Annotated in this window: 25 protein-coding genes; all 25 read left to right on the forward strand. The window is 61.4% G+C overall.

The window, feature by feature from the left end:
* The first annotated feature begins 132 nt into the window (after positions 1-132).
* The 25 genes from cbiE (at position 133) to AC07N8_RS19875 (ending at position 22,236) form a co-directional block, all read left to right on the forward strand.
* A complete protein-coding gene (cbiE, locus tag AC07N8_RS19755) occupies positions 133-1,344 on the forward strand; it encodes a precorrin-6y C5,15-methyltransferase (decarboxylating) subunit CbiE (protein WP_493145692.1) in 1,212 nt (403 codons plus the stop codon).
* Positions 1,337-2,434, forward strand: coding sequence for a cobalt-precorrin-5B (C(1))-methyltransferase (locus AC07N8_RS19760; RefSeq protein ID WP_493145693.1), 1,098 nt, complete (start codon positions 1,337-1,339; stop codon positions 2,432-2,434). Before cbiE ends, AC07N8_RS19760 begins: the two co-directional genes overlap by 8 nt.
* Positions 2,431-3,159: a cobalt-precorrin-6A reductase gene (locus AC07N8_RS19765; protein WP_493145694.1), complete on the forward strand. Its 729-nt coding sequence runs from the start codon at positions 2,431-2,433 to the stop codon at positions 3,157-3,159. The genes AC07N8_RS19760 and AC07N8_RS19765 overlap by 4 nt, the downstream gene beginning before the upstream one ends.
* A gap of 192 nt (positions 3,160-3,351) precedes the next feature.
* Positions 3,352-3,654: a type II toxin-antitoxin system RelE/ParE family toxin gene (locus AC07N8_RS19770; protein ID WP_483841151.1), complete on the forward strand. Its 303-nt coding sequence runs from the start codon at positions 3,352-3,354 to the stop codon at positions 3,652-3,654.
* A gap of 3 nt (positions 3,655-3,657) precedes the next feature.
* Positions 3,658-3,948, forward strand: a complete 291-nt coding sequence (locus tag AC07N8_RS19775; protein WP_483841150.1) for an addiction module antidote protein — start codon at positions 3,658-3,660, stop codon at positions 3,946-3,948.
* Positions 3,949-4,045: 97 nt separating this feature from the next.
* A complete protein-coding gene (locus AC07N8_RS19780) occupies positions 4,046-4,444 on the forward strand; it encodes a DUF2946 domain-containing protein (protein WP_140669647.1) in 399 nt (132 codons plus the stop codon).
* A gap of 48 nt (positions 4,445-4,492) precedes the next feature.
* Positions 4,493-4,972: a copper chaperone PCu(A)C gene (locus tag AC07N8_RS19785; RefSeq protein WP_483841149.1), complete on the forward strand. Its 480-nt coding sequence runs from the start codon at positions 4,493-4,495 to the stop codon at positions 4,970-4,972.
* 20 nt (positions 4,973-4,992) lie between these two features.
* The gene (locus AC07N8_RS19790; protein ID WP_483841148.1) at positions 4,993-5,442 is read left to right on the forward strand and encodes a DUF2946 domain-containing protein; all 450 of its coding nucleotides are present in this window, start codon (positions 4,993-4,995) and stop codon (positions 5,440-5,442) included.
* 160 nt (positions 5,443-5,602) lie between these two features.
* On the forward strand, positions 5,603-7,720 hold the full coding sequence (locus AC07N8_RS19795) for a TonB-dependent copper receptor (protein WP_493145695.1): 2,118 nt from the start codon (positions 5,603-5,605) through the stop codon (positions 7,718-7,720).
* Between the two features lie 108 nt (positions 7,721-7,828).
* Entirely contained in the window at positions 7,829-9,211 is a 1,383-nt protein-coding gene (locus AC07N8_RS19800) for a PepSY-associated TM helix domain-containing protein (protein WP_493145696.1), read from the forward strand.
* A 221-nt stretch (positions 9,212-9,432) separates the two neighbouring features.
* Positions 9,433-10,221: an ABC transporter ATP-binding protein gene (locus AC07N8_RS19805; protein ID WP_483841145.1), complete on the forward strand. Its 789-nt coding sequence runs from the start codon at positions 9,433-9,435 to the stop codon at positions 10,219-10,221.
* Positions 10,218-11,165 carry an ABC transporter substrate-binding protein gene (locus AC07N8_RS19810; protein WP_493145697.1) on the forward strand — a complete coding sequence of 316 codons (948 nt, stop codon included), beginning with the start codon at positions 10,218-10,220 and terminating at the stop codon, positions 11,163-11,165. The genes AC07N8_RS19805 and AC07N8_RS19810 overlap by 4 nt, the downstream gene beginning before the upstream one ends.
* Complete coding sequence (locus AC07N8_RS19815) at positions 11,162-12,172, forward strand: FecCD family ABC transporter permease (RefSeq protein ID WP_493145698.1); 1,011 nt, start codon at positions 11,162-11,164, stop codon at positions 12,170-12,172. The genes AC07N8_RS19810 and AC07N8_RS19815 overlap by 4 nt, the downstream gene beginning before the upstream one ends.
* A gap of 463 nt (positions 12,173-12,635) precedes the next feature.
* Positions 12,636-13,007 carry a DUF6124 family protein gene (locus AC07N8_RS19820; RefSeq protein WP_493145699.1) on the forward strand — a complete coding sequence of 124 codons (372 nt, stop codon included), beginning with the start codon at positions 12,636-12,638 and terminating at the stop codon, positions 13,005-13,007.
* A gap of 279 nt (positions 13,008-13,286) precedes the next feature.
* Entirely contained in the window at positions 13,287-13,586 is a 300-nt protein-coding gene (locus tag AC07N8_RS19825; protein ID WP_493145700.1) for a 7(1) septoil knot domain-containing protein, read from the forward strand.
* Between the two features lie 224 nt (positions 13,587-13,810).
* Positions 13,811-15,076 (forward strand): urea ABC transporter substrate-binding protein, encoded by a 1,266-nt coding sequence (urtA, locus tag AC07N8_RS19830; RefSeq protein WP_046033026.1) that lies wholly within the window; start codon positions 13,811-13,813, stop codon positions 15,074-15,076.
* 163 nt (positions 15,077-15,239) lie between these two features.
* Entirely contained in the window at positions 15,240-16,742 is a 1,503-nt protein-coding gene (urtB, locus tag AC07N8_RS19835; RefSeq protein WP_483841140.1) for an urea ABC transporter permease subunit UrtB, read from the forward strand.
* Positions 16,742-17,821: an urea ABC transporter permease subunit UrtC gene (gene urtC / locus AC07N8_RS19840; protein WP_483841139.1), complete on the forward strand. Its 1,080-nt coding sequence runs from the start codon at positions 16,742-16,744 to the stop codon at positions 17,819-17,821. The genes urtB and urtC overlap by 1 nt, the downstream gene beginning before the upstream one ends.
* Positions 17,818-18,687: an urea ABC transporter ATP-binding protein UrtD gene (gene urtD, locus AC07N8_RS19845; protein ID WP_483841138.1), complete on the forward strand. Its 870-nt coding sequence runs from the start codon at positions 17,818-17,820 to the stop codon at positions 18,685-18,687. Before urtC ends, urtD begins: the two co-directional genes overlap by 4 nt.
* Positions 18,688-18,820: 133 nt before the next feature.
* Complete coding sequence (urtE, locus tag AC07N8_RS19850; RefSeq protein ID WP_483841137.1) at positions 18,821-19,519, forward strand: urea ABC transporter ATP-binding subunit UrtE; 699 nt, start codon at positions 18,821-18,823, stop codon at positions 19,517-19,519.
* A gap of 30 nt (positions 19,520-19,549) precedes the next feature.
* Complete coding sequence (locus AC07N8_RS19855) at positions 19,550-20,389, forward strand: urease accessory protein UreD (protein WP_493145701.1); 840 nt, start codon at positions 19,550-19,552, stop codon at positions 20,387-20,389.
* Positions 20,390-20,545: 156 nt separating this feature from the next.
* Positions 20,546-20,848: an urease subunit gamma gene (locus AC07N8_RS19860; protein ID WP_007945249.1), complete on the forward strand. Its 303-nt coding sequence runs from the start codon at positions 20,546-20,548 to the stop codon at positions 20,846-20,848.
* 9 nt (positions 20,849-20,857) lie between these two features.
* Positions 20,858-21,391, forward strand: a complete 534-nt coding sequence (locus AC07N8_RS19865; protein WP_493145702.1) for a GNAT family N-acetyltransferase — start codon at positions 20,858-20,860, stop codon at positions 21,389-21,391.
* Positions 21,392-21,397: 6 nt separating this feature from the next.
* The gene (locus AC07N8_RS19870) at positions 21,398-21,931 is read left to right on the forward strand and encodes a GNAT family N-acetyltransferase (protein WP_123435935.1); all 534 of its coding nucleotides are present in this window, start codon (positions 21,398-21,400) and stop codon (positions 21,929-21,931) included.
* On the forward strand, positions 21,931-22,236 hold the full coding sequence (locus AC07N8_RS19875; protein ID WP_008146494.1) for an urease subunit beta: 306 nt from the start codon (positions 21,931-21,933) through the stop codon (positions 22,234-22,236). The genes AC07N8_RS19870 and AC07N8_RS19875 overlap by 1 nt, the downstream gene beginning before the upstream one ends.
* The last annotated feature ends 100 nt before the right edge of the window (positions 22,237-22,336 follow it).

Here is a 22,336-nt window from a genome sequence, read left to right on the forward strand (position 1 = left end):
CAAGGGGGCGACCGGCTGTGTGGGAAAGGCGCTTCGCGGGCGAAGGCGCGGTATTATGCCTGCTTTGTCAGGCGGCATGAAAAGCCTGCCCGTCGGAACCGTCCGATTGAGGACTATTTTTAAGGACTGCAGATGTCACCCTGGCTGACAGTAGTGGGAATCGGTGAAGACGGCTTCAAGGGCCTGGGCAGAAACGCCCGGCATGCCCTGCTGCGCGCTTCGCGGATTATGGGCGGTCAGCGGCAACTGGATTTGCTGCCGGTGTGCATCCGTGGCGAACGGCAGTTGTGGCCGAGTCCATTTTCCCTTGAGCCGCTGTTGGCCCGTCGCGGTGAACCGGTGTGCGTGCTGGCCAGCGGCGATCCGATGTTCTTCGGCGTCGGCGCCAGCCTTGCACGCCAGGTATCCGCCGAAGAAATGCAGATCCTGCCGGCGCCCTCCTCCTGTTCGCTGGCCGCCGCGCGAATGGGCTGGCCGTTGCAGGAGGTGGTGACGCTGTCCGTGGTTGCCCGGCCGCTCGCCGCCCTCAATGCGCAGTTGTTCAGTGGCGTGCGTTTGCTGGTGCTGAGCAACGACGGTCAAAGCCCGGCGGCGATTGCCGCACTGCTGCGCGAGCGCGGTTTCGGGCCGAGCCGGCTCACCGTGCTGGAACATCTGGGCGATGCAGCCGAACGGCGTATCGATGGCGTTGCCAACGACTGGCATGATCCGCAGATCGCCGACCTGAACCTGATCGCCATCGAGTGCCTCGCCGAGCTGAACACGCCACGCCTTTCGCGACTGGCCGGGCTGCCGGACTCGGCTTTCAAACACGACGGCCAACTGACCAAACGCGACGTGCGCGCCATCACCCTCGCGCGCCTCGCGCCGGTGCCGGGTGAACTGCTGTGGGACGTCGGCGCCGGCAGTGGCTCGATTGGCATCGAATGGATGCGCGCGCACCCGACGTGCCGCGCGCTGGCCATCGAAGCCGATGAAGGTCGGCAGCTGCTGATCGAACACAACCGCGACGCTCTCGGCGTTCCCGGCCTGCAACTGATTCGCGGCAACGCACCACAGGCCCTGGCCGCGCTCGAACGCCCGGACGCGATTTTCATCGGTGGCGGTGTCACCCGCGAGGGCGTGCTCGACACTTGTTGGGCGCAACTCAAACCCGGCGGCCGATTGATTGCCAACGCCGTCACCCTGCAAAGTGAAATGACCCTGATGGCCTGGCGCGAACGGCATGGCGGCGAGCTGACCCGCATCCACATTGCCCAGGCGCAGCCGTTGGGCGAATTCGACACCTGGCGCCAAGCGCTGCCGATTACCTTGCTGGACGTGACGAAGCCCTGCGATGCGTGACGAAACCGCCGAACAACCCGCCCCGTTGCGCAGCGGCCTGACCACCGGCAGCTGCGCCACCGCGACCAGTCTGGCCGCAGCGCGGCTGTTATTGGGCGGCCTGGGTGCTGACGCGGTCGAGATCGTGTTGCCCAAGGGCAAGCACGTGCAGATGCGCCTTGAATTTTGTCGCCTGACCGACGACGGCGCCGAAGCCGGAACCATCAAAGATGCGGGCGACGACCCCGACGTGACCCACGGCGCCCTGCTGTACACGCAGGTGCGGCTGAGCGCCGGGCCGGGCATACGCTTCAATGCCGGTCGCGGTGTCGGCACGGTGACGCGTCCCGGATTGGTGCTGGCCGTCGGCGAACCGGCGATCAACCCGGTGCCGCGCAAAATGATCACCGACCACCTGACCTTGCTGGCCGAAGAACTCGGCTACCGCGGCGGCTTCGAGGTCACCGTGAACGTCGAGGACGGCGAAGCCCTGGCGCTGAAAACCATGAACCCGCGCCTGGGGATTCTCGGTGGACTGTCGATTCTCGGCACCAGCGGCATCGTCCGGCCGTTCTCCTGCGCAGCCTACATCGCCTCGATCCACCAAGGCATCGATGTCGCCAAAACCAACGGTTACCTGCACATCGCCGCGTGCACCGGCAACGCCAGTGAAGACACCATGCGCCGGGTCTACGACTTGCCGGAAATCGCCCTGATCGAAATGGGCGACTTCGTCGGGGCCGTGCTCAAACACCTGCGCAAAGTGCCTGTGGATAAACTCAGCCTGTGCGGCGGCTTCGGCAAGATCAGCAAATTGGCGGCCGGGCACATGGACTTGCACAGCCGACACTCCAGTATCGACCTGCCGCAACTGGCGGAATGGGCCGCGGCGGTCGGCGCTGATGAAGCGCTGCAACAGGCCATTCGCGAAGCCAATACCAGCCAGCAAGCCTTGGCGATGGCCAGTGCTGCGGGCATCGCGCTGGGCGATGCGGTGTGCCAGCACGCGCTGGATTTCGCTCGCAGCGTGGTGCCGGCGCAGGTTCAGGTTGAAGTGTTTGCGATTGACCGTCAGGGCGGGATTGTCGGCCATGCGGGAGCTTTTCAATGAAGCGCATTTTGCTGCTCGGCGGCGTGACGGAAGCGCTGGCCATCGCTCGCACCCTTGGCCCTGAACACATTTACAGCCTGGCCGGGGTGGGTCGGGTGCCGACGGATCTGACCTGTCAGGTGCGCGTCGGCGGCTATGGCGGGGCGGAAGGTCTGGCGCAATTCATTCGCGACGAAGGCATCGACCTGCTGCTGGACGCGACCCATCCCTACGCCGCGCAAATCAGCCAGAACGCCGCCACTGCCGCGCAGTTGACCGGCATTGCCTGCTGGGCGCTGCGCCGTCCGGCGTGGCAACCTCAGGCGGGAGATGACTGGCGCGAAGTCGCCGACTGGGCCGAACTGATCGAAGCCCTGAAACCCTTCCACCGCCCCTTGTTCACCCTCGGCCGCGAACCCCTGCAGCACTTGCACGAAATCCCGCCGGAGCAATTCTGGACCCTGCGCGCGCTGGACGTTTACCCCGGCAACGACCGCTGCGAAGTCATCGGCGCACGCGGACCGTTTGTGATCGAGGATGAACGCGAGCTGTTTGAGCGTCGGCAGATTGATGTGCTGATCAGCAAGAACAGCGGCAGCACCGCGACCGAGCCGAAGCTGGAAGTGGCGCGGGAGCGTGGGGTGCCGGTGATTGTGTTGAAGCGGCCGGTGTTGCCGGGGGTTGATCGGGAATTTGGGATGGTGGGTGAAGTACTGGCTACTCTTTCGATGTCGGACCATTCCTGATAACTGCTTAACATCGCGATTTTGCCGGCAACACTCTCGGACGGAGCCGGCTATTCACTCTATGGCTTCATCCCTATAGTCCGGGTCCTCAGATCTTAACAAGCACACTAACCCTGCATCTCGAGGGCCGGCTGAACTCGGCCCGAGGAAAGTGTATCTTGCCAACTTGTATCCCAAGGAATACGATCGATCATGATCGACTTCGAACGATCCCGTACTTTTGCCGATTGGCTCGACTCACTGAGAGACATCATTGGCAAAGCTCGCATCATTGCCAGGCTCCGGGCTGCCGAGCATGGAAATTTTGGAGATTGCGAATCCGTAGGCGGAGCTGTTTATGAAATGCGTGTTCATTACGGTCCCGGCTACAGGATGTACTTCACCCGTCGAGGTGAAGTGGTTTATTTGCTGTTGATGGGTGGAGATAAGTCCACTCAAAAACGAGACATCAAACGCGCCCTTCAAATGGCGCAAAACATCGGTAATGAGGAGTAAGTCATGGCCGAGCAATTCACCCGCTTCGATGCCGCCGAGTTTCTCAAGACACCGGAAGAAATGGCTGCCTACCTGGATGCATGCTTTGAAGAGGATGCTGGAGACGGATTACTGATACGTGCCGCCCTCAATGACATAGCCCGAGCAAAGGGCATGACACAAATTGCCCGGGATGCAGGCCTGGGTCGTGAAAGTTTATACAAAGCGCTCGGTAGCACTGGCAATCCGGAATTCGTGACTATCATGAAGGTTATGAAAGCTTTGGGCCTGCGCTTGCATGCCAGTGCACTCTGAGTGCACTGCGACACCAAACCGCACGCCGCTTTTTTACTTATCGGCCCTGATCAGGCTAAATAGCCGCGCTTGATCGCCCACCCAAACGGATTTCCTCATGTCCCGACATCGGCTTGCAATTGCCTGGATCGCCTGCTTCGCAGTGCTGTTCAACATGCTCGCCATGCCGATGAGCAATGCGATGGCGCAGTCGGCGAAATCGCCTGCCGAGCAATTGTTGTGGGGCAGTTTCTGCACGTCCAGCGGCACCAAGATGGTGGCGATTTCCCTGGGCGATCTTGGGCAGAAAGCACCGCAAGGCGACGAACATTCCAACATGCAGCATTGCTGGTGTTGCTCGGGCGCAGCGCCTGTCGTGGCGCTGCCAGGGCATGAGCCGCAGCTGTACTTCGCGCAGTTCGAGGCCAATCGAAGCCTGCCCGCCGTCACACTCGATATCCCCACACCGCGCCAGCAATGGCCCAGTCTCAATCCCCGCGCTTCCCCTCTGGTGTGATTCCTTCTCGCAATTGACCTGCGTTTTGAATCGCTCTGGAGAACTGCCATGTTGAACAAACTTATCGTTCTGGCCGCGCTGCTGCTGCCTGCCTGCTTTGCCAATGCTCACGAATACAAAGTCGGCGAGCTGGAGATCGCTCACCCGTGGTCGCAGGAGTTGCCGCCCAACGCGCCAACCGTTGCTGCCTATTTCGTGATTCAAAACAGCGGAAAAACCGCTGATCGCCTGGTCAGTGTCGATTCGCCGATTGCAGGCGAGGCGCAGTTGCACGAACACGTGATGCAAGGCGATCTGATGAAGATGCAACAGGTGCCTAGCGTCGATGTTCCGGCGGGCGGCAACGTCACGTTTGCGCCGATGGCCTATCACGTGATGCTGGTCAACCTGAAAGACCGCAGCCTGTTGAGCGACGGCAAACGCTTTCCGCTGACGATGCATTTCGAGAAGGCCGGTGACGTCACGGTCGAAGTTTCGGTGCAGAAGAAGCCGCCTGAAGACATGCAGATGCACGCTCACGCCCAGTAACCGGCAGAGCAGAATCCGCCATGCGCCCGCTTAGCGCCAGGTCATCCGCACACCGTCGTCAGTCATTGAGCCTGACGCGCGGCAGCTGGATCAGCCTGTTCGCCATGCTGATGATCTTTATCGGTCCGCTGATTTCTCAGTCGATGCCGATGGATCAGCGCGCCTCTGCAATGACCATGAACATGTCGATGGACATGAGCATGGATATGTCGGCAATGGAGCACGCCGACCACGGCGCGCAACCCGCTGCCGAGCACTGCCCGCCCACCCCGTCGCACCACGCGATCTGGGAAAAATGCGGCTATTGCAGCCTGCTGTTCAACTGCCCGGCGCTGACCGGCGGAGTTTCATTCACCGCCTTCAATACCCCGCCCGCCAACACCTTCACTACCCCGTCCCCCCGCCTGGGCCACGCCCGGCAAACCGTCTTCCCCGGCGCCCGAACCCGCGCCCCGCCCATCGTCGCGTAAACACCCACCTCTGATCTCACACGGTTTAGAAGCCAGCCAGGCAAACCTGTGGGAGCGAGGTTTTGTGGCAAGGGAGCTCGCTCGCCACAAAAACTCGCTCTGACAAGGAAATTGCCTTGGCTGTCGGCCGTGTCGTTTATGCCGTTCGATGGAAATTGTCATGTCCAGGTTTTCTGCTGACTCACGCTTGAGCACTGCCCAAGCTTCTTTTGCCCTGAACGACGCCAGTGTTCGTTTCAGGCACGCCACCGCATTCCTTTGTGGCGCTCTACTTACACCCATGGCGCTGGCCGATGAACACGCTGGCCACAACGAAGAACTGAGCCCGACGGTGATCACCGCGATTGCCCCCAGCTCGCCGCTGACCATTGTCACCAACCCCAAGGACCCGCGCCAACCCGTGCCGGCCAGCGACGGTGCCGACTACCTGAAAACCATCCCCGGCTTCGCCCTCGTGCGCAACGGCGGCACCAATGGCGACCCGGTGCTGCGCGGCATGTTCGGTTCGCGGATGAACATCCTCACCAACGGCGGCCAGTTGTTGGGCGCCTGCCCCGGCCGGATGGACGCGCCCACCTCGTACCTCTCGCCGGAAACCTACGACAAACTCACCGTAATCAAAGGTCCGCAAACCGTCCTCTGGGGACCGGGAGCTTCCGCCGGGACCATCCTGTTCGACCGTGAACCGGAAAGCTTCGGCGAACTCGGCACGCGGGTGAACGCCAGCGTACTGGGCGGCTCCAACGGCCGTTTCGACAAAGTGCTGGACGCCGCTGCCGGCGGGCCACTGGGCTACGTGCGAGTGATCGGCAACACCGCCCACGCCGACGATTATCGCGATGGCAACAACGACACCGTGCCCTCGCGCTACGACAAGTGGAACGGCGATGTCATGCTCGGTTGGACCCCGGACGCCGACACCCTGCTGGAATTGACCGCCGGCAAGGGCGATGGTGAAGCGCGTTATGCCGGGCGCGGCATGGACGGTTCGCAATTCAAGCGCGAGAGCCTGGGCCTGCGTTTCGAGAAGTCGAACATTGGCGACGTGCTGGACAAGGTCGAAGCGCAGATCTACTACAACTACGCCGACCACGTGATGGACAACTACACCCTGCGCACGCCTTCCGGCACCGGAATGATGTCCGGCCCGATGGCCTCCAACGTCGACCGCCGCACCGTCGGCGCGCGGATCAAGGGCACCTGGCGCTGGGCCGATGTGCAGTTGATCAGCGGCATCGACGCGCAGACCAGCGAACACCGTCAACGCGGCAGTATGGGCATCGACACTTACAAAAACCTGCCTTATACCGAAGACGCTGACTTCCACAACTACGGCGCGTTCGGCGAACTGACCTGGTACGCCGCCGACCGCGACCGGCTGATTACCGGCGCGCGGCTGGACCGCGCCTCGGCCAAGGATTACCGGCAAACCACCGGTTCGGGGATGATGACCCGCCCCAACCCGACCGCCGACGACACCCGCGCCGACACCCTGCCAAGCGGCTTCGTCCGTTATGAGCATGACTTGGCTGACAGCCCGACCACCCTCTACGCCGGCATCGGTCACACCGAGCGTTTCCCGGATTACTGGGAGCTGTTTTCACCCAAGCTCGGCCCCGCCGGCTCGGTGAATGCCTTCGACTCGATCAAGCCCGAAAAAACCACCCAGCTCGACTTCGGCCTGCAATACAAAACCGAAGACCTCGACGCCTGGGCCTCGGGTTACGTCGGCAAAGTCCACGACTACATCCTGTTCAACTACCTCCCGACCCCGATGGGCACCACCTCCCAGGCGCAGAACATCGACGCGCGAATCATGGGCGGCGAACTCGGTGCGGCCTACAAACTGACCTCCAACTGGAAGGCCGACGCCACCCTGGCCTACGCCTGGGGCAAGAACAGCAGCGATGGCAACGCACTGCCGCAAATGCCGCCACTGGATGCGCGTTTCGGCCTGACCTACAGCGAAGACAACTGGAGCGCCGGCGCCTTGTGGCGAGTGGTCGCGGCGCAAAACCGCATTGATCAGAACAAGGGCAACGTCGTCGGCAAAGACTTCGACAAGACCCCGGGCTTCGGCGTGTTCTCGCTCAACGGTGCCTACCGGATCGACAAACACTGGAGGGTCAGCACCGGCGTCGACAACCTGTTCGGCAAGGCCTACGCCGAGCATTTGAACCTGGCCGGCAACGCCGGTTTTGGCTACCCGGCCAATGACCCGCAGGCCATTAAAGAACCGGGGCGAACGCTCTGGACCAAGGTGGACATGAGCTTCTAAAAGCATCGCGAGCAGGTTCACCCATGTGGGAGCGAGCCTGCTCGCGAATGACTGCGCAGCAGTCACCAGACAACAACAAAAGACCCAAGCCAAAGCGGAGCACACGTGATGAAACAGCCCAAAGTGAATTTCTACAACCTGGCCTGGCGCTGGCATTTCTATGCCGGTCTGTTCGTGGCCCCCTTCATGGTGATGCTGGCCCTGACCGGCACCCTTTACCTGTTCAAACCGCAACTCGACCCGTTGATGTACGGCAGCCTGATGAACGTCCCGGCCGGCCACCACACCGTGTCCGCCGATGACCTGCTCAAGCGGGTGAAAGAGGCTTATCCACAAGCAACCATCAAACAGTACCTGCCGCCGGTCAACGCCGAACGCAGTGCGCAATTCGTCGTGATCAACGGCGACACCGAACTCAACGTGTTCATTGATCCGTACCACGGTGACATCCTCGGCGAGCAAGATGCCAAGAAAAACCTGCAAGCCATTGCGCGGGCGATTCACGGCGAGCTGATGATCGGCACCGTCGGTGATCGACTGATCGAAATGGCCGCTGGTTGGGGCATCGTGCTGGTGGTGTCCGGGGTATTCCTGTGGTGGCCGCGTGGTCAGGCCGCAGGCATTTTGTGGCCACGCCTGAGCAGTCGTGGTCGCGTTCTGTGGCGTGACCTGCACGCGGTCACCGGGTTCTGGGGCGCGTCGTTGCTGCTGGTGATGTTGCTCAGCGGCATGACCTGGACCGGGTTCTGGGGCCAACAATACGCAGGCGTCTGGAATGTGTTCCCGGCCGCGATGTGGGACAACGTACCCAAATCCGATGAACAGGCCCGCAGCCTCAACACCGCCACGCAACAGACCGTACCGTGGGCGATGGAAAACACGCCGATGCCGATGTCCGGTGGCGACCACGCCGAACACATGGCGCACGGCGGCGCACAGGCCGGCCCCGCCGCACCGACCATCAGCCTGCAAGACGTGCAGAACATCGCCGTGCAACGCAAGGTCGAGCCGGGTTACAGCGTCACCTTCCCGAAAACCGCCACCGGTGTGTTCACCATCGCCGTGTTCGCCGACGACCCGCGTAACGACGCCACGCTGCATGTCGATCAATACACCGGCGATGTCCTGGCCGATGTGCGCTTCGAACAGTACGGCACCGTCGCCCGCGCTACGGAAATCGGCGTGATGCTGCATGAAGGCAAGATGTTCGGCGTGGTCAACCAGATCATCGTCCTGCTGATTTGCCTGATGATTCTGCTCAGTGCCGTCAGTGGTGTGGTGATCTGGTGGAAGCGTCGGCCACAGGGCAAATTCGGTGTGCCGCCACTGCGTCACGACCTGCCGAAATGGAAAACCGCGACGGTCATCATGCTCGCCCTGGGCGTGATGTTCCCGCTGGTGGGAGCTTCCATGGTGGTGGTCTGGGTGCTGGACCGCGTGCTGTTGTCGCGTTTTAGCCGACAAACTGAATCGGCCTCATCTTCAACATGAAACAGGCGAGATGCGCGGGTTAGAGAGGCCTGTAGACTTCCCGCGCTTATCTCGCGCTCATTTTTAGTGTTACTGTGTAACGCAAATGCCGTTCTGATCCAAAGGCCCTTTCGCGAGCAGGCTCGCTCCCACAGTGGTTCTGTTGCGTACAGACCAAATGTGGGAGCGAGCCTGCTCGCGAAGGGGCCATCAGCAACACCCCAAAATCTCCGAGTAATTGCATGACCTCGCTGAACCTCAAACACCTCGCCTGGACACCCTTGGGCCACGGCCATTGCCACCACCAGTTCCAACTGCGTGATGCCTCGCTGCACGTGGCCGCCGGCGAGTTCGTCGGGTTGATCGGCCCCAATGGCAGCGGCAAGACCAGCCTGCTGCGTTGTGCCTGGCGCTTCAGCAAACCCGAGAGCGGCGAGGTCCAACTCGATCACCACAACGTCTGGAAGCAATCCTCCCGTTGGTGCGCGCAACGCATTGCCGTGGTCTTGCAAGAGTTCCCCGACGCCTTCGGCCTGACCGTAGAAGAAGTGGTCGCCATGGGCCGCACGCCGCACAAAGGCCTGTTCGATGGCGACACCCTCGAAGACCGATACCTCGCGACCCAAGCGCTGGAATCCGTCGGTCTCAACGGCTTTGAAGACCACGCCTTCGCCACCCTCTCGGGCGGTGAAAAACAGCGGGTGATCCTCGCCCGCGCCCTGGCGCAACAACCGCAATTGCTGATCCTCGACGAGCCGACCAATCACCTCGACCCGCGCTATCAGCTGGAACTGCTGCAACTGGTCAAACGCCTGCAGATCGGCACCCTCGCCAGCATCCACGACCTCAACCTGGCCGCCGCTTTCTGCGATCGGTTGTACGTGATCAACCACGGCCGCATCGTCGCCAGCGGCACCCCCAACGAAGTCCTGACCGCCCCGCTGCTGCGCAACGTCTTCGGCGTCGACGCCTTGATCGACGAACACCCCCTGCACGGCTACCCACGAATCACCTGGATTACCCAACCATGACGTTGCGTTCCCTGCTGTGCGCCGCCCTTCTGCTGGGCAGTGCCCAGGCATTGGCCGAGGCCACTCACTACCCGCTGACGATTCAAAGCTGCAATCGCGAAGTCACCTTCAAGCAAGCACCGAAACACGCGGTCAGCCACGACATCAACATGACCCAGATGATGCTCGCCCTCGGCCTCAAGCCGAGCATGGCCGGTTACAGCGGCGTGAGCGGCTGGAAGTCGGTCACCCCTGAAATGCAGAGCATCCTCGACGGCTTGCCGGAGCTCGCCGCCAAGTACCCGTCGGTGGAAACCCTGCTCAACGCCAACGTCGATTTCTTCTTCGCTGGTTGGGATTACGGCATGCGCGTGGGCGGCGACCTGACGCCGCAAACCCTGCAACCGCTGGGCATCAATGTCTATGAGCTGACCGAGTCCTGCGCGTTCGTGATGAAGCGCCCGGCCGCCACTCTGGAAGACACCTACAACGACCTGCGCAACCTCGGCAAAATCTTCGACGTGCAGGACCGCGCCAACGCTTTGATCGCCGACATGCAGGCGCATGTCGCCGAGGTGCGCAAAGACCTGCCGGCCGACAAACCGCGGGTGTTTCTCTATGACAGCGGCGAAGACCGCGCCATGACCTCCGGCCGCCTCGGCATGCCGCAAGCGCTGATCGACGCCGCGGGCGGGCGCAACATTCTCGATGACGTCGATGCGAGCTGGACGCGGGTCAACTGGGAGAACGTGGTCGAGCGCAATCCGCAGGTGATCGTGATCGTCGACTACGGCGAAGTCACTGCCGAACAGAAAGAACAATTCCTGCTCACCAACAAGGCACTGCAATCGGTGGACGCGATCAAAAACCAGCGCTTTATCGTCATTCCTTACGTGCAGGCCACACCGGGCATCGACAACGTGCTGGCGGTTGAAACCCTGGCCAAAGGTTTCCACGGCGAATGATCAACCGTCGTTACGCCTTGTTGCTGCTGACCCTCGGCGCGTTGTTGCTGGTGTCGTGCGTGGTGTCGCTGGGCTTCGGCCCGGCGCGGGTGCCGGTGGACGTGGTGTGGCGAATTTTGCTGCACAAAGTGTTTGGGCTTGGCGAGGTGAACTGGAGCGCCGGGCAGGAACACATCGTGTGGTTGATCCGTGTGCCGCGCATGCTGCTTGGCGCGTTGGTCGGCGCCGGGCTGGCGTTGATCGGTGCGGTGCTGCAAGCGGTGACGCGCAATCCGTTGGCTGATCCGCACCTGCTTGGTGTGACCTCCGGCGCCACCCTTGGCGCGGTGATTGTGGTGCTGCATGTCGGTGAGTTTGTCGGGCTGCTGACCTTGCCGATTGCTGCGTTTATCGGCGCGTTGGTCAGCATGTTGCTGGTGCTGATGATCGCCAATCGCAACGGGCGGCTGGACAGTGATCGACTGCTGCTGTGCGGTGTGGCGGTGTCTTTCGTGATGATGGCGATGGCCAATCTGCTGCTGTTTCTTGGCGATCACCGCGCCAGTTCGGCGGTGATGTTCTGGATGCTCGGCGGGCTTGGGTTGGCGCGTTGGGAATTGCTCGCGGTGCCGGCGGCCAGCGTGTTGCTGGGGTTGGTGTTGCTGCTGGGTATGGCTCGGCCGTTGAACGCGTTGATGGCCGGCGAACAGACGGCGGTGACCCTCGGGCTCAATGCACGCACCGTGCGCTTGCGGGTGTTCTTGATTGCATCGCTGATGACCGGGGTGCTGGTGTCGATCAGCGGGTCCATCGGCTTTGTCGGGTTGATGGTGCCGCATATTGCGCGGCGCCTGGTCGGGGCGGAACACCGGCGATTGCTGCCGGTGTGCGTGTTGCTGGGCAGCGTGTTCCTGGTCTGGGTCGACGTCGCCGCCCGCACCCTCATCGCGCCGGAAGACCTGCCCATTGGCGTCGCCACGGCGGCCATCGGCGGGTTGTTCTTCATCGGCCTCATGCGCCGCCGCTGACGCTCACAAGAACACCACTGAACCCTGTGGGAGCGAGCCTGCTCGCGAAGACGACGGCACAGCCAACATCTATGTGACAGACACACCGCTTTCGCGAGCAGGCTCGCTCCCACAGGGGATGGTGATTCTGGGGTTGTTTAGATGTGTTTATACGGACGCAAAAATACCGGACGTTTCCCACGACTTTTTCAGGTTGTTCGTCGGACGTTGGCTGTCTAGTCTGGGGCTGTCACTGCACATCAGTGAACGGGCGTGAGAACCCGGCAGCCCCTGTTAATCCAACATCAGTACCACCATAATTGCCGCCGGCTAATGCGCTTGCGTCAATGCTCTATGGCGGCTGTGTGCGGGCGGACTTCGGTCCGGCCGGGTTCGGGGTTACCGGTTTCTCACTCCGCACATAGCTGCCACCACTTTATCGTGTGAGAACGATAGGTGGTGGCCCCAAATGAGATGACCCCAAATGAGCAAAAAGATTGTTCCAGATCCACCCATCGACACCACCACGCCCGAACCCGAAACATCTCACAACGAAGACCTGCTCCGAGACCGCGAAGCCATCAAACGCGCCCTCGACTACTACCTCGATCCCCCGGAGCTCTTCACCGAAAAACCCCGCCGCCCCAGCACGATGTACATGATCGCTCCAAACAACGACACCGAAAGCCTGCTGGTCCATGCCTGTGAATCCCTGGCCTCCGCCAGTGTCATGGCCAGCGATTTCGCCGGCGACCTGATTGGCCCGCAACGCCACAAAGCCATGGCGATCCAGCAGATCATCATGCTCGCGGAACTGGCCGTGAACCGCGCAGTAGATAACGTCGTCCCCACCTGAATACGCCGCAAAAAAATGTGGGAGCGAGCCTGCTCGCGATAGCAGTGGGGCAGTCACTGTGATGTTGAATGGGCTGCCGTCTTCGCGAGCAGGCTCGCTCCCACAGGGGTTTATCGTCGTCCGCAGATCCCGCGCCCGACACAAATTCAATGTGGGAGCGAGCCTGCTCGCGATGGCGGTGGGTCAGTCACTGCGATGTTGAATGTGTCCTCATCATCGTTCCCACCCGGGCTCAACATTCCCTACACTGCCTGTCTCACGACTCTCAGGATGAGCCTCATGTTGAAAAGTATTTTCCTGTCGTTGCTGGTGATCAGTTCCAGCGCCGCATTGGCCGATACCACCGTCGATGTTTCGAAGATTTACGGCAAGATCCAATTTGTCGACAGCTTCCCGGACTACAAGGTGCAGGTGGTGGATTCCTTTCCCGATCTGAAGGTGCAGCAGGTCGACTCTTTCCCGGACTCGCCAGGCAAGTGGAAAACCGTCGACAGCTTCCCTGATTACAAAATCCAGATCGTCGATTCCTTCCCTGATTTCAAGATCCAATACGTCGACTCATTTCCCGGCCCCAACTGACTCCCTCTGCATCACCGCTGCCGCCACGCGGCAGCACCACAATGACGCACACCCTCGCACCACCGCCCCGCCCTCGTCCCTTCGTGGTGCGCCGCCAACCCGCGTAACCGCTCTAAACCGACATTTCCCTGCCTTTCGCCGACCGGGCACAGCCTTTGCAAAACACCCTTCAGTAGTCCGCATCTGCCAACCAAAAAAATTCATAAGTTCATGGAGATCGCACAATGAAGCGTCGTAGCTTGATCAAGGCTTTCACACTCTCGGCAAGCATTGCCGCGATGGGCATGACCTGGACCGTCCAGGCCGCCGAGACCATCAAGGTCGGGATTCTGCATTCGTTGTCCGGCACCATGGCGATCTCCGAAACATCGCTCAAAGACATGGCGTTGATGACCATCGACGAGATCAACGCCAAGGGCGGCGTGAACGGCAAGATGCTGGAGCCGGTGGTGGTGGACCCGGCGTCGAACTGGCCGCTGTTCGCTGAGAAAGGCCGGCAGTTGCTGACTCAAGACAAAGTGGCCGTGGTGTTTGGCTGCTGGACTTCCGTGTCGCGTAAATCGGTGTTGCCGGTGTTCGAAGAACTCAACGGCTTGCTGTTCTACCCGGTGCAATACGAAGGCGAAGAGATGTCGCCGAACGTGTTCTACACTGGCGCCGCACCGAACCAGCAGGCGATCCCTGCGGTTGAATACCTGATGAGCGAAGAAGGCGGCAGCGCCAAGCGTTACTTCCTGCTCGGCACCGACTACGTCTACCCGCGCACCACCAACAAAATCCTGCGCTCGTTCCTGCATTCCAAAGGCGTGGCGGACAAGGACATCGAAGAGGTCTACACCCCGTTCGGCCATGCCGATTACCAGACCATCGTCGCCAATATCAAAAAATTCTCGGCCGGCGGCAAGACGGCGGTTATCTCCACGGTCAACGGCGACTCGAACGTGCCGTTCTATAAAGAGCTGGCCAACCAGGGCTTGAAAGCCACCGACGTTCCGGTGGTGGCGTTCTCCGTCGGTGAAGAAGAACTGCGCGGCATCGACACCAAACCGTTGGTGGGCAACCTCGCGGCGTGGAACTACTTCGAGTCGGTCGAGAACCCGCAGAACAAGAAATTCGTCGCCGACTGGAAAGCCTACGCCAAGAAACACAACCTGCCGGGCGCCGACAAAGCGGTGACCAACGACCCGATGGAAGCCACCTACGTCGGCATTCATATGTGGGCGCAAGCGGCTGAAAAGGCCAAGTCCACCGACGTCGACAAAGTCCGCGAAGCCCTCGCCGGCCAGACCTTTGCCGCGCCGTCGGGCTACACCCTGACCATGGACAAGACCAACCACCACTTGCACAAGCCAGTGATGATCGGCGAGATCCAGGCTGACGGTCAGTTCAACGTGGTGTGGCAGACCGAAGGGCCGATCCGCGCCCAGCCGTGGAGCCCGTTTATCGATGGCAACGACAAGAAGCCGGATTATGCGATGAAGAGCAACTAAGCCACTGGATGTCCGACCTGGGCATGGAGCCCAGGCCGGATGCAGTTCCCTGTGGGAGCGAGCCTGCTCGCGAAAGCGGTGTGTCAGGCAACCTTTTTCTGAATGTAGGTCCGCTTTCGCGAGCAGGCTCGCTCCCACAATGTCCGTGTCAAGGCGACTACCTATGCCCTCCGCCCTTTATCGTCTGATTCTCGCCATCGCACTGTTATTGCCGATGGCCGCTCATGCCAGCGACGCCGAAGACTTCGTCGCCGCCAACCCCGTGCAGCAAGCCAAACTGCTGGAAGCCTGGGCCGCGCAGCCCGAGCCGGCGCGTGTCGAGCTGATCAACGCCCTGCAACAAGGAGAGTTGACCGTCGACGGCCAAGCCAAAACCCTGCGCCTGAACAATCGCCTGCGGGGTCTGATCGACACCGCACTGGCCAGCCATCAACTGCTCGCCGCCGACCCAAAAACCCGCCTGGCCGCCGCGCAGCAACTGCAAAAAAGCGCCAAACCCGCGCAGCTGAAATTCCTCGACCAGCAATTGGCCGGCGAAAAAGACGAAAGCGTCCACGCCGCCCTCAGCCTTGCGCTGGCCAATCTGCAACTGGTCGACACCGACCCCGCCGTGCGCCTCGCCGCGGTGCGTTTGCTCGGTGAAACCGGGGACCCACTGGCCCGCACCCGCCTCGAAACCTTGCTGGAGCCGGGCGTCGAAGCCGACGTCGCCGTGCGCACTGCTGCCGAAACCAGTCTCGCCCAAGTCAAACGAAAACTGCTGATCGGCGAGTTGCTCGGCCAGGCCTTTAGCGGCATGTCCCTCGGTTCGATCCTGCTGCTCGCCGCCCTCGGTCTGGCGATCACGTTCGGCCTGCTCGGCGTGATCAACATGGCCCACGGCGAGATGCTGATGCTCGGCGCGTACTCGACGTATGTGGTGCAGATGATGTTCCAGCGCTACGCCCCGCAAGCCATCGAGTTCTACCCGCTGATCGCGTTGCCGGTGGCATTTTTCGTCACCGCCGCCATCGGCATGGCGCTGGAACGCACGGTGATTCGCCACCTCTACGGCCGCCCTCTGGAAACCTTGCTCGCCACCTGGGGCATCAGCCTGATGTTGATTCAACTGGTGCGCCTGGTGTTCGGCGCGCAGAACGTTGAAGTGGCCAACCCGGCGTGGTTGTCGGGCGGGATTCAGGTGCTGCCGAATCTGGTGCTGCCGTACAACCGCATCGTCATCATCGCCTTCGCGCTGTTTGTGGTGGTGCTGACCTGGCTGCTGTTGAACAAGACGCGCCTGGGTTTGAACGTGCGCGCCGTCACCCAGAATCGCAACATGGCCGCGTGCTGCGGCGTGCCGACCGGGCGCGTGGACATGCTCGCCTTCGGCCTCGGCTCGGGCATCGCCGGCCTCGGCGGCGTGGCGCTGAGCCAGATCGGCAACGTCGGCCCGGACCTCGGCCAAAGCTACATCATCGACTCGTTCCTGGTGGTGGTGCTCGGCGGTGTCGGCCAGTTGGCCGGTAGCGTCCTGGCCGCGTTCGGCCTCGGCATCGCCAACAAGATTCTCGAACCGCAGATCGGCGCCGTGCTCGGCAAGATCCTGATCCTCGCGCTGATCATTCTGTTCATCCAGAAGCGTCCGCAAGGCCTCTTCGCACTGAAAGGACGGGTGATCGACTGATGAACCAGCCCCTGCTCGTTACCGCTACACAAAAAGCCGGCCCCAAAGTCACGATCGCGGTCGGCGCGGTGATCCTTGCGCTGCTGCTGGCGTTGCCGCTGCTGTCGCTGTTATCGCCGATCAGTGTGTTTCACGTCTCGGCCTACACCCTGACACTGGTGGGCAAGATTCTTTGCTACGCCATCGTCGCCCTCGCGCTGGACTTGGTGTGGGGATACGCTGGCCTGCTGTCTCTCGGCCACGGTTTGTTCTTTGCCCTCGGCGGTTACGCGATGGGCATGTACCTGATGCGCCAGGCCTCGGGCGATGGCTTGCCGGCGTTCATGACATTCCTGTCGTGGACTGAATTGCCGTGGTACTGGACCGGCACCAGCAACTTTCTCTGGGCCATGTGTCTGGTGGTGTTGGCGCCGGGATTGTTGGCGTTGGTGTTCGGCTTCTTCGCCTTCCGCTCGCGGATCAAGGGCGTGTATTTCTCGATCATGACCCAGGCCCTGACCTTCGCCGGAATGCTGTTGTTCTTCCGCAACGAGACCGGGTTTGGCGGCAACAACGGCTTCACCAACTTCCGCACCATTCTCGGTTTCGGCATCACTGAACCAGGCACCCGCGCCGTGCTGTTTTTCGCCACGGTGGTGTTGCTGGTGGCGAGCCTGTTCATCGGCTGGCGCCTGGCGCAGAGCAAGTTCGGTCGGGTACTGACCGCGCTGCGCGATGCAGAAAACCGCCTGATGTTCTGCGGCTACGACCCACGCGGTTTCAAGCTGTTTGTCTGGGTGTTGAGCGCAGTGTTGTGCGGCTTGGCCGGGGCGTTGTACGTGCCGCAAGTCGGGATCATCAACCCGAGCGAAATGTCGCCGACCAACTCGATTGAAGCGGCAGTCTGGGTGGCCCTCGGTGGTCGCGGCACCTTGATCGGCCCGCTGCTCGGCGCCGGTGTGGTCAACGGCATGAAGAGCTGGTTCACCGTGGCGTTTCCGGAATACTGGCTGTTCTTCCTCGGTGCCCTGTTCATCGTCGTGACCTTGTACCTGCCTAAAGGCGTGATCGGTCTGCTGAAGAAAAGGGGCGAACAATGAGAATCACACCCACGGCGGAATTCATGCTCGAGCCAGCCTTTTTTCCCGTAGAGCCAAACAAGGACGCCGGCACCAGCCGCGATGCCATCAGTCACGGCCAACGCGTCGGCCCCGGCCTCGATACCCGCCACGGCACGATCCTGACCCTGGAAGACATCAGCGTCAGCTTCGACGGCTTCAAGGCGCTTAACGATCTGAACCTGTACATCGGCGTCGGCGAACTGCGCTGCATCATCGGTCCCAATGGCGCGGGCAAGACCACGCTGATGGACGTGATCACCGGCAAGACCCGGCCGAGTCACGGCAAGGCCTGGTTCGGTGAAACCCTGGACCTGACGCAGATGAGCGAAGTGCAGATCGCCCAGGCCGGCATCGGTCGCAAGTTCCAGAAGCCGACGGTGTTTGAAGCCTTGAGCGTGTTCGAAAACCTGGAGCTGGCGCAGAAAACTGACAAGTCGGTATGGGCCAGCCTGCGTGCGCGCCTTACTGGTGAGCAGAAGGATCGCATCACTGACGTGCTGGAAACCATTCGCCTGACCACGTCGGTCAATCGGCCGGCGGGGTTGTTGTCCCACGGTCAGAAGCAGTTTCTGGAAATAGGCATGCTGCTGATGCAAGACCCGCAACTGCTGCTGCTCGATGAACCGGTGGCAGGCATGACTGACGCAGAAACCGAATTTACCGCTGAACTGTTCAAGAGCCTGGCCGGCAAGCATTCGTTGATGGTGGTGGAGCACGACATGGGGTTTGTCGGTTCGATTGCCGACCACGTCACCGTGTTGCACCAGGGCAGCGTGCTGGCCGAAGGGTCGCTGGAGCAGGTGCAAGAGAATGAGCGGGTGATTGAAGTCTACCTCGGTCGCTAGAGCTGCAAACACTGATCAACTGTGGGAGCGAGCCTGCTCGCTAATGCGGTTTACCAAACAACATCAATGTTGCCTGACACACCGCTTTCGCGAGCAGGCTCGCTCCCACAGGGGATTTGAGGGGAATTCGAAGATGCTGCAAGTCGACAAGCTGCACCAGTACTACGGCGGTAGCCACATCCTGCGCGGCCTGACGTTTGAGGTGAAGGTCGGTGAAGTGACTTGCCTGCTAGGGCGCAACGGCGTGGGCAAGACCACGCTGCTCAAGTGCCTGATGGGTTTGCTGCCGTCAAAAGAAGGCGCAGTGAATTGGGAAGGCAAACCGATCACCACCTTCAAGCCGCACCAACGCGTGCATGCGGGGATCGCTTACGTGCCACAGGGCCGTGAAATATTCGGCCGCCTGACCGTGGAAGAAAACCTGCTGATGGGCCTTTCGCGTTTTCCCGGCAGCGAAGCCAAGGAAGTCCCGGCGTTCATCTACGAGCTGTTCCCGGTGCTGTTGCAAATGAAACAGCGGCGCGGCGGAGACTTGTCCGGCGGCCAACAGCAGCAGCTGGCTATCGGCAGGGCCCTGGCCAGCCGCCCACGGTTGCTTATTCTCGACGAGCCCACCGAAGGCATCCAGCCGTCGGTGATCAAGGAAATCGGCGCGGTGATCAAGAAACTCGCGGCCCGGGGCGACATGGCGATTTTGCTGGTGGAGCAGTTCTATGATTTCGCTGCCGAACTGGCCGATCAATACCTGGTGATGTCCAGGGGTGAAATCGTGCAGCAAGGTCGCGGTGAAAATATGGAAGCCGAAGGTGTACGCGGTCTGGTAACGATCTAATCTGTAGCGTCCTAACGATAATTAAAAAATATGAACTTACCTGCCTCAACTGCCCTGTTTACCCCGAGCTGGCACGCCGAACTGGAGCTGGGTTACGCCCGATTCGGCGACAACACGCGCCCGGTTCAGCGCCGCCACAAAGGCCCGCTGCGAGTGCAAAAGCATCTGTATGCCGAAGGTCCCGAGGTGTGCCAGCACATCATCGTTCACCCGCCGGGTGGAATCGCCGGCGGTGATCGGCTGGACATTTCGGCCAGTGTCGGTACCGACGCCTGGGCACAAATCACCAGCCCCGGTGCGGCCAAGTGGTATCGCGCGGCGGGACCCGCCTATCAGAAGCTCGACTTGAAGGTAAGCGCTGGCGGGACGCTGGAATGGTTGCCGCAAGAGACGATTATCTTCAGCGATGCCCAAGCCGAATTGAGCACCTCGATTGAGCTGGAAGGTGATGCGCGGTTGTTCTACTGGGATGTTGTGGCGCTGGGTCGCCCGGCCAGTGGCGAGCGTTTTGACCTCGGGCATTTTCAGGCGCGGCTGGACATCCGCCGCGACGGCCAGTTGCTCTGGCACGAACGCCAGCGCATTGTCGGGAATGACGGGTTGCTGGATTCGCCGATTGGTCTTGATGGTCAACCGGTGTTTGCGACGTTGCTGGTCACCGGGGAGATCGACAGTGAACTGCTGGAAACCTGTCGGTCGTTGCCCAATGCCGTGCGCGGGGATTTGTCCCAGTTGCCGGGGCTGTTGGTGGCCCGGTGCCTGGCCAGCGAAGCGCTGTTGGCGCGCGGCTGGTTGATCGAACTATGGCGATTGCTCAGGCCTGCCTTGCTTGGCCGGGAAGCGGTCCCACCCAGAATATGGAGCACCTGAAACACGATTCAAATGTGGGAGCGAGCCTGCTCGCGAATGCGGTGTATCAGTAAAAAACTTGTTAACTGACACACCGCATTCGCGAGCAGGCTCGCTCCCACAGGTAACGTGTTTACAGATCTGAATACTTTTTATCTGCCCAGATGGATTCCAACGATGGACCTGACACCACGCGAAAAAGACAAGCTGCTGATCTTCACCGCCGGCCTCGTCGCCGAGCGGCGTTTGGCGCGCGGCGTGAAACTCAATTACCCGGAAGCCATGGCCTACATCTCCGCCGCCCTGCTCGAAGGCGCGCGTGACGGCCAGACCGTGGCCGATTTGATGCATTTTGGCACCACGCTGCTGACCCGCGAACAAGTCATGGAAGGCATCCCGGAAATGATCCCGGAGATCCAGGTCGAGGCGACGTTCCCCGACGGCACCAAACTGGTCACCGTCCACCAACCCATCGCCTGAGGAGCCGCCATGACGTACCACATCCGTGACGCGGTGCATGCCGACCTGCCGGCGATCCGCGACATCTACAACGACGCCGTGCTCAACACCACGGCAATCTGGAATGAACAAGCCGTCGACCTCGGCAATCGCCAGGCCTGGTTCAGCGCCCGGCAAGCCCAGGGTTATCCGATTCTGGTGATTGTCGACGGTGACAACAGCGTGCTGGGCTACGCTTCATTTGGTGACTGGCGGCCGTTCGACGGTTTCCGCCACACCGTCGAGCACTCGGTTTATGTGCGCAGCGACCAGCGCGGCAACGGCCTCGGCCCGCAGCTGATGACGGTGCTGATCGAACGCGCCAAGGGCTGCGACAAGCACGTGATGGTCGCCGCCATCGAAAGCGGCAACGCCGCTTCCATTCGTCTGCATGAACGCGCCGGTTTCATCACCACCGGGCAAATGCCGCAGGTGGGCACCAAGTTCGGCCGCTGGCTGGACCTGACCTTCATGCAATTGACCCTCAATCCTGGCGCGGAGCCGCCTGCCGCCAGCAAGGAGTAACGCCCGATGAACGCCGCCCAACTGCGACGCGTCAATGTTGAAAGCTTTGCGCACTACCGCCAGGGTTTGATTGATCTGCTGCTCGACGCCGTGGGTTATGGCGCCAGTGTCGGGTTCATGGCCGAACTGGACGCGACCCAGGCCCGCGCCTATTTCGATGAGGTTCAGGAGAACCTGAACAAGGGCAACGTGCTGCTGTGGGTGGTGGTTCGCGACGAACAAGTGGAAGCTAGCGTGCAACTGACCCTGTGCCAGAAAGCCAATGGCCTGAACCGCGCCGAAGTGCAAAAACTGCTGGTGCGTGAACACGCCCGTCGTCGCGGTCTGGGCCAACAGTTGATGAGCGCTCTGGAACAGGCCGCGCTCCAGCACAAGCGCGGCATGCTCTACCTCGACACCGAAGCCGGCTCCCCCGCCGAAGATTTCTACAAGGCGCTGGGTTACACCCGGGCGGGCGAGATCCCCGACTACGCCTGCGACCCGAGCGGGCGCTACAAACCGACTGCGCTCTACTACAAGATTCTGCAAGGAGCCCATTGATGATTCCCGGTGAATACCAGATCCAGCCCGGTGACATCGAACTCAACGTTGGCCGCCGCACCGTCAGCCTGAAAGTGGCCAACAGCGGCGACCGGCCGATCCAGGTCGGCTCGCATTACCACTTTTTCGAAACCAACGACGCCCTGACCTTCGACCGCGCCGCCAGCCGCGGCATGCGCCTGAACATCCCGGCGGGCACCGCCGTGCGCTTCGAGCCGGGGCAGAGTCGTGAGGTCGAGCTGGTCGATCTGGCCGGGCATCGCCGGGTGTTCGGGTTTGCCGGGCGGATCATGGGTGACCTTTAAGTATTGCGGTGTCTGAACCGGCCCCTTCGCGAGCAGGCTCGCTCCCACAGTTGATCGCATTCCCCTGTGGGAGCGAGCCTGCTCGCGAATCTGTGAGCGT

The organism is Pseudomonas sp. GW821-FHT10C09, assembly GCF_059415465.1.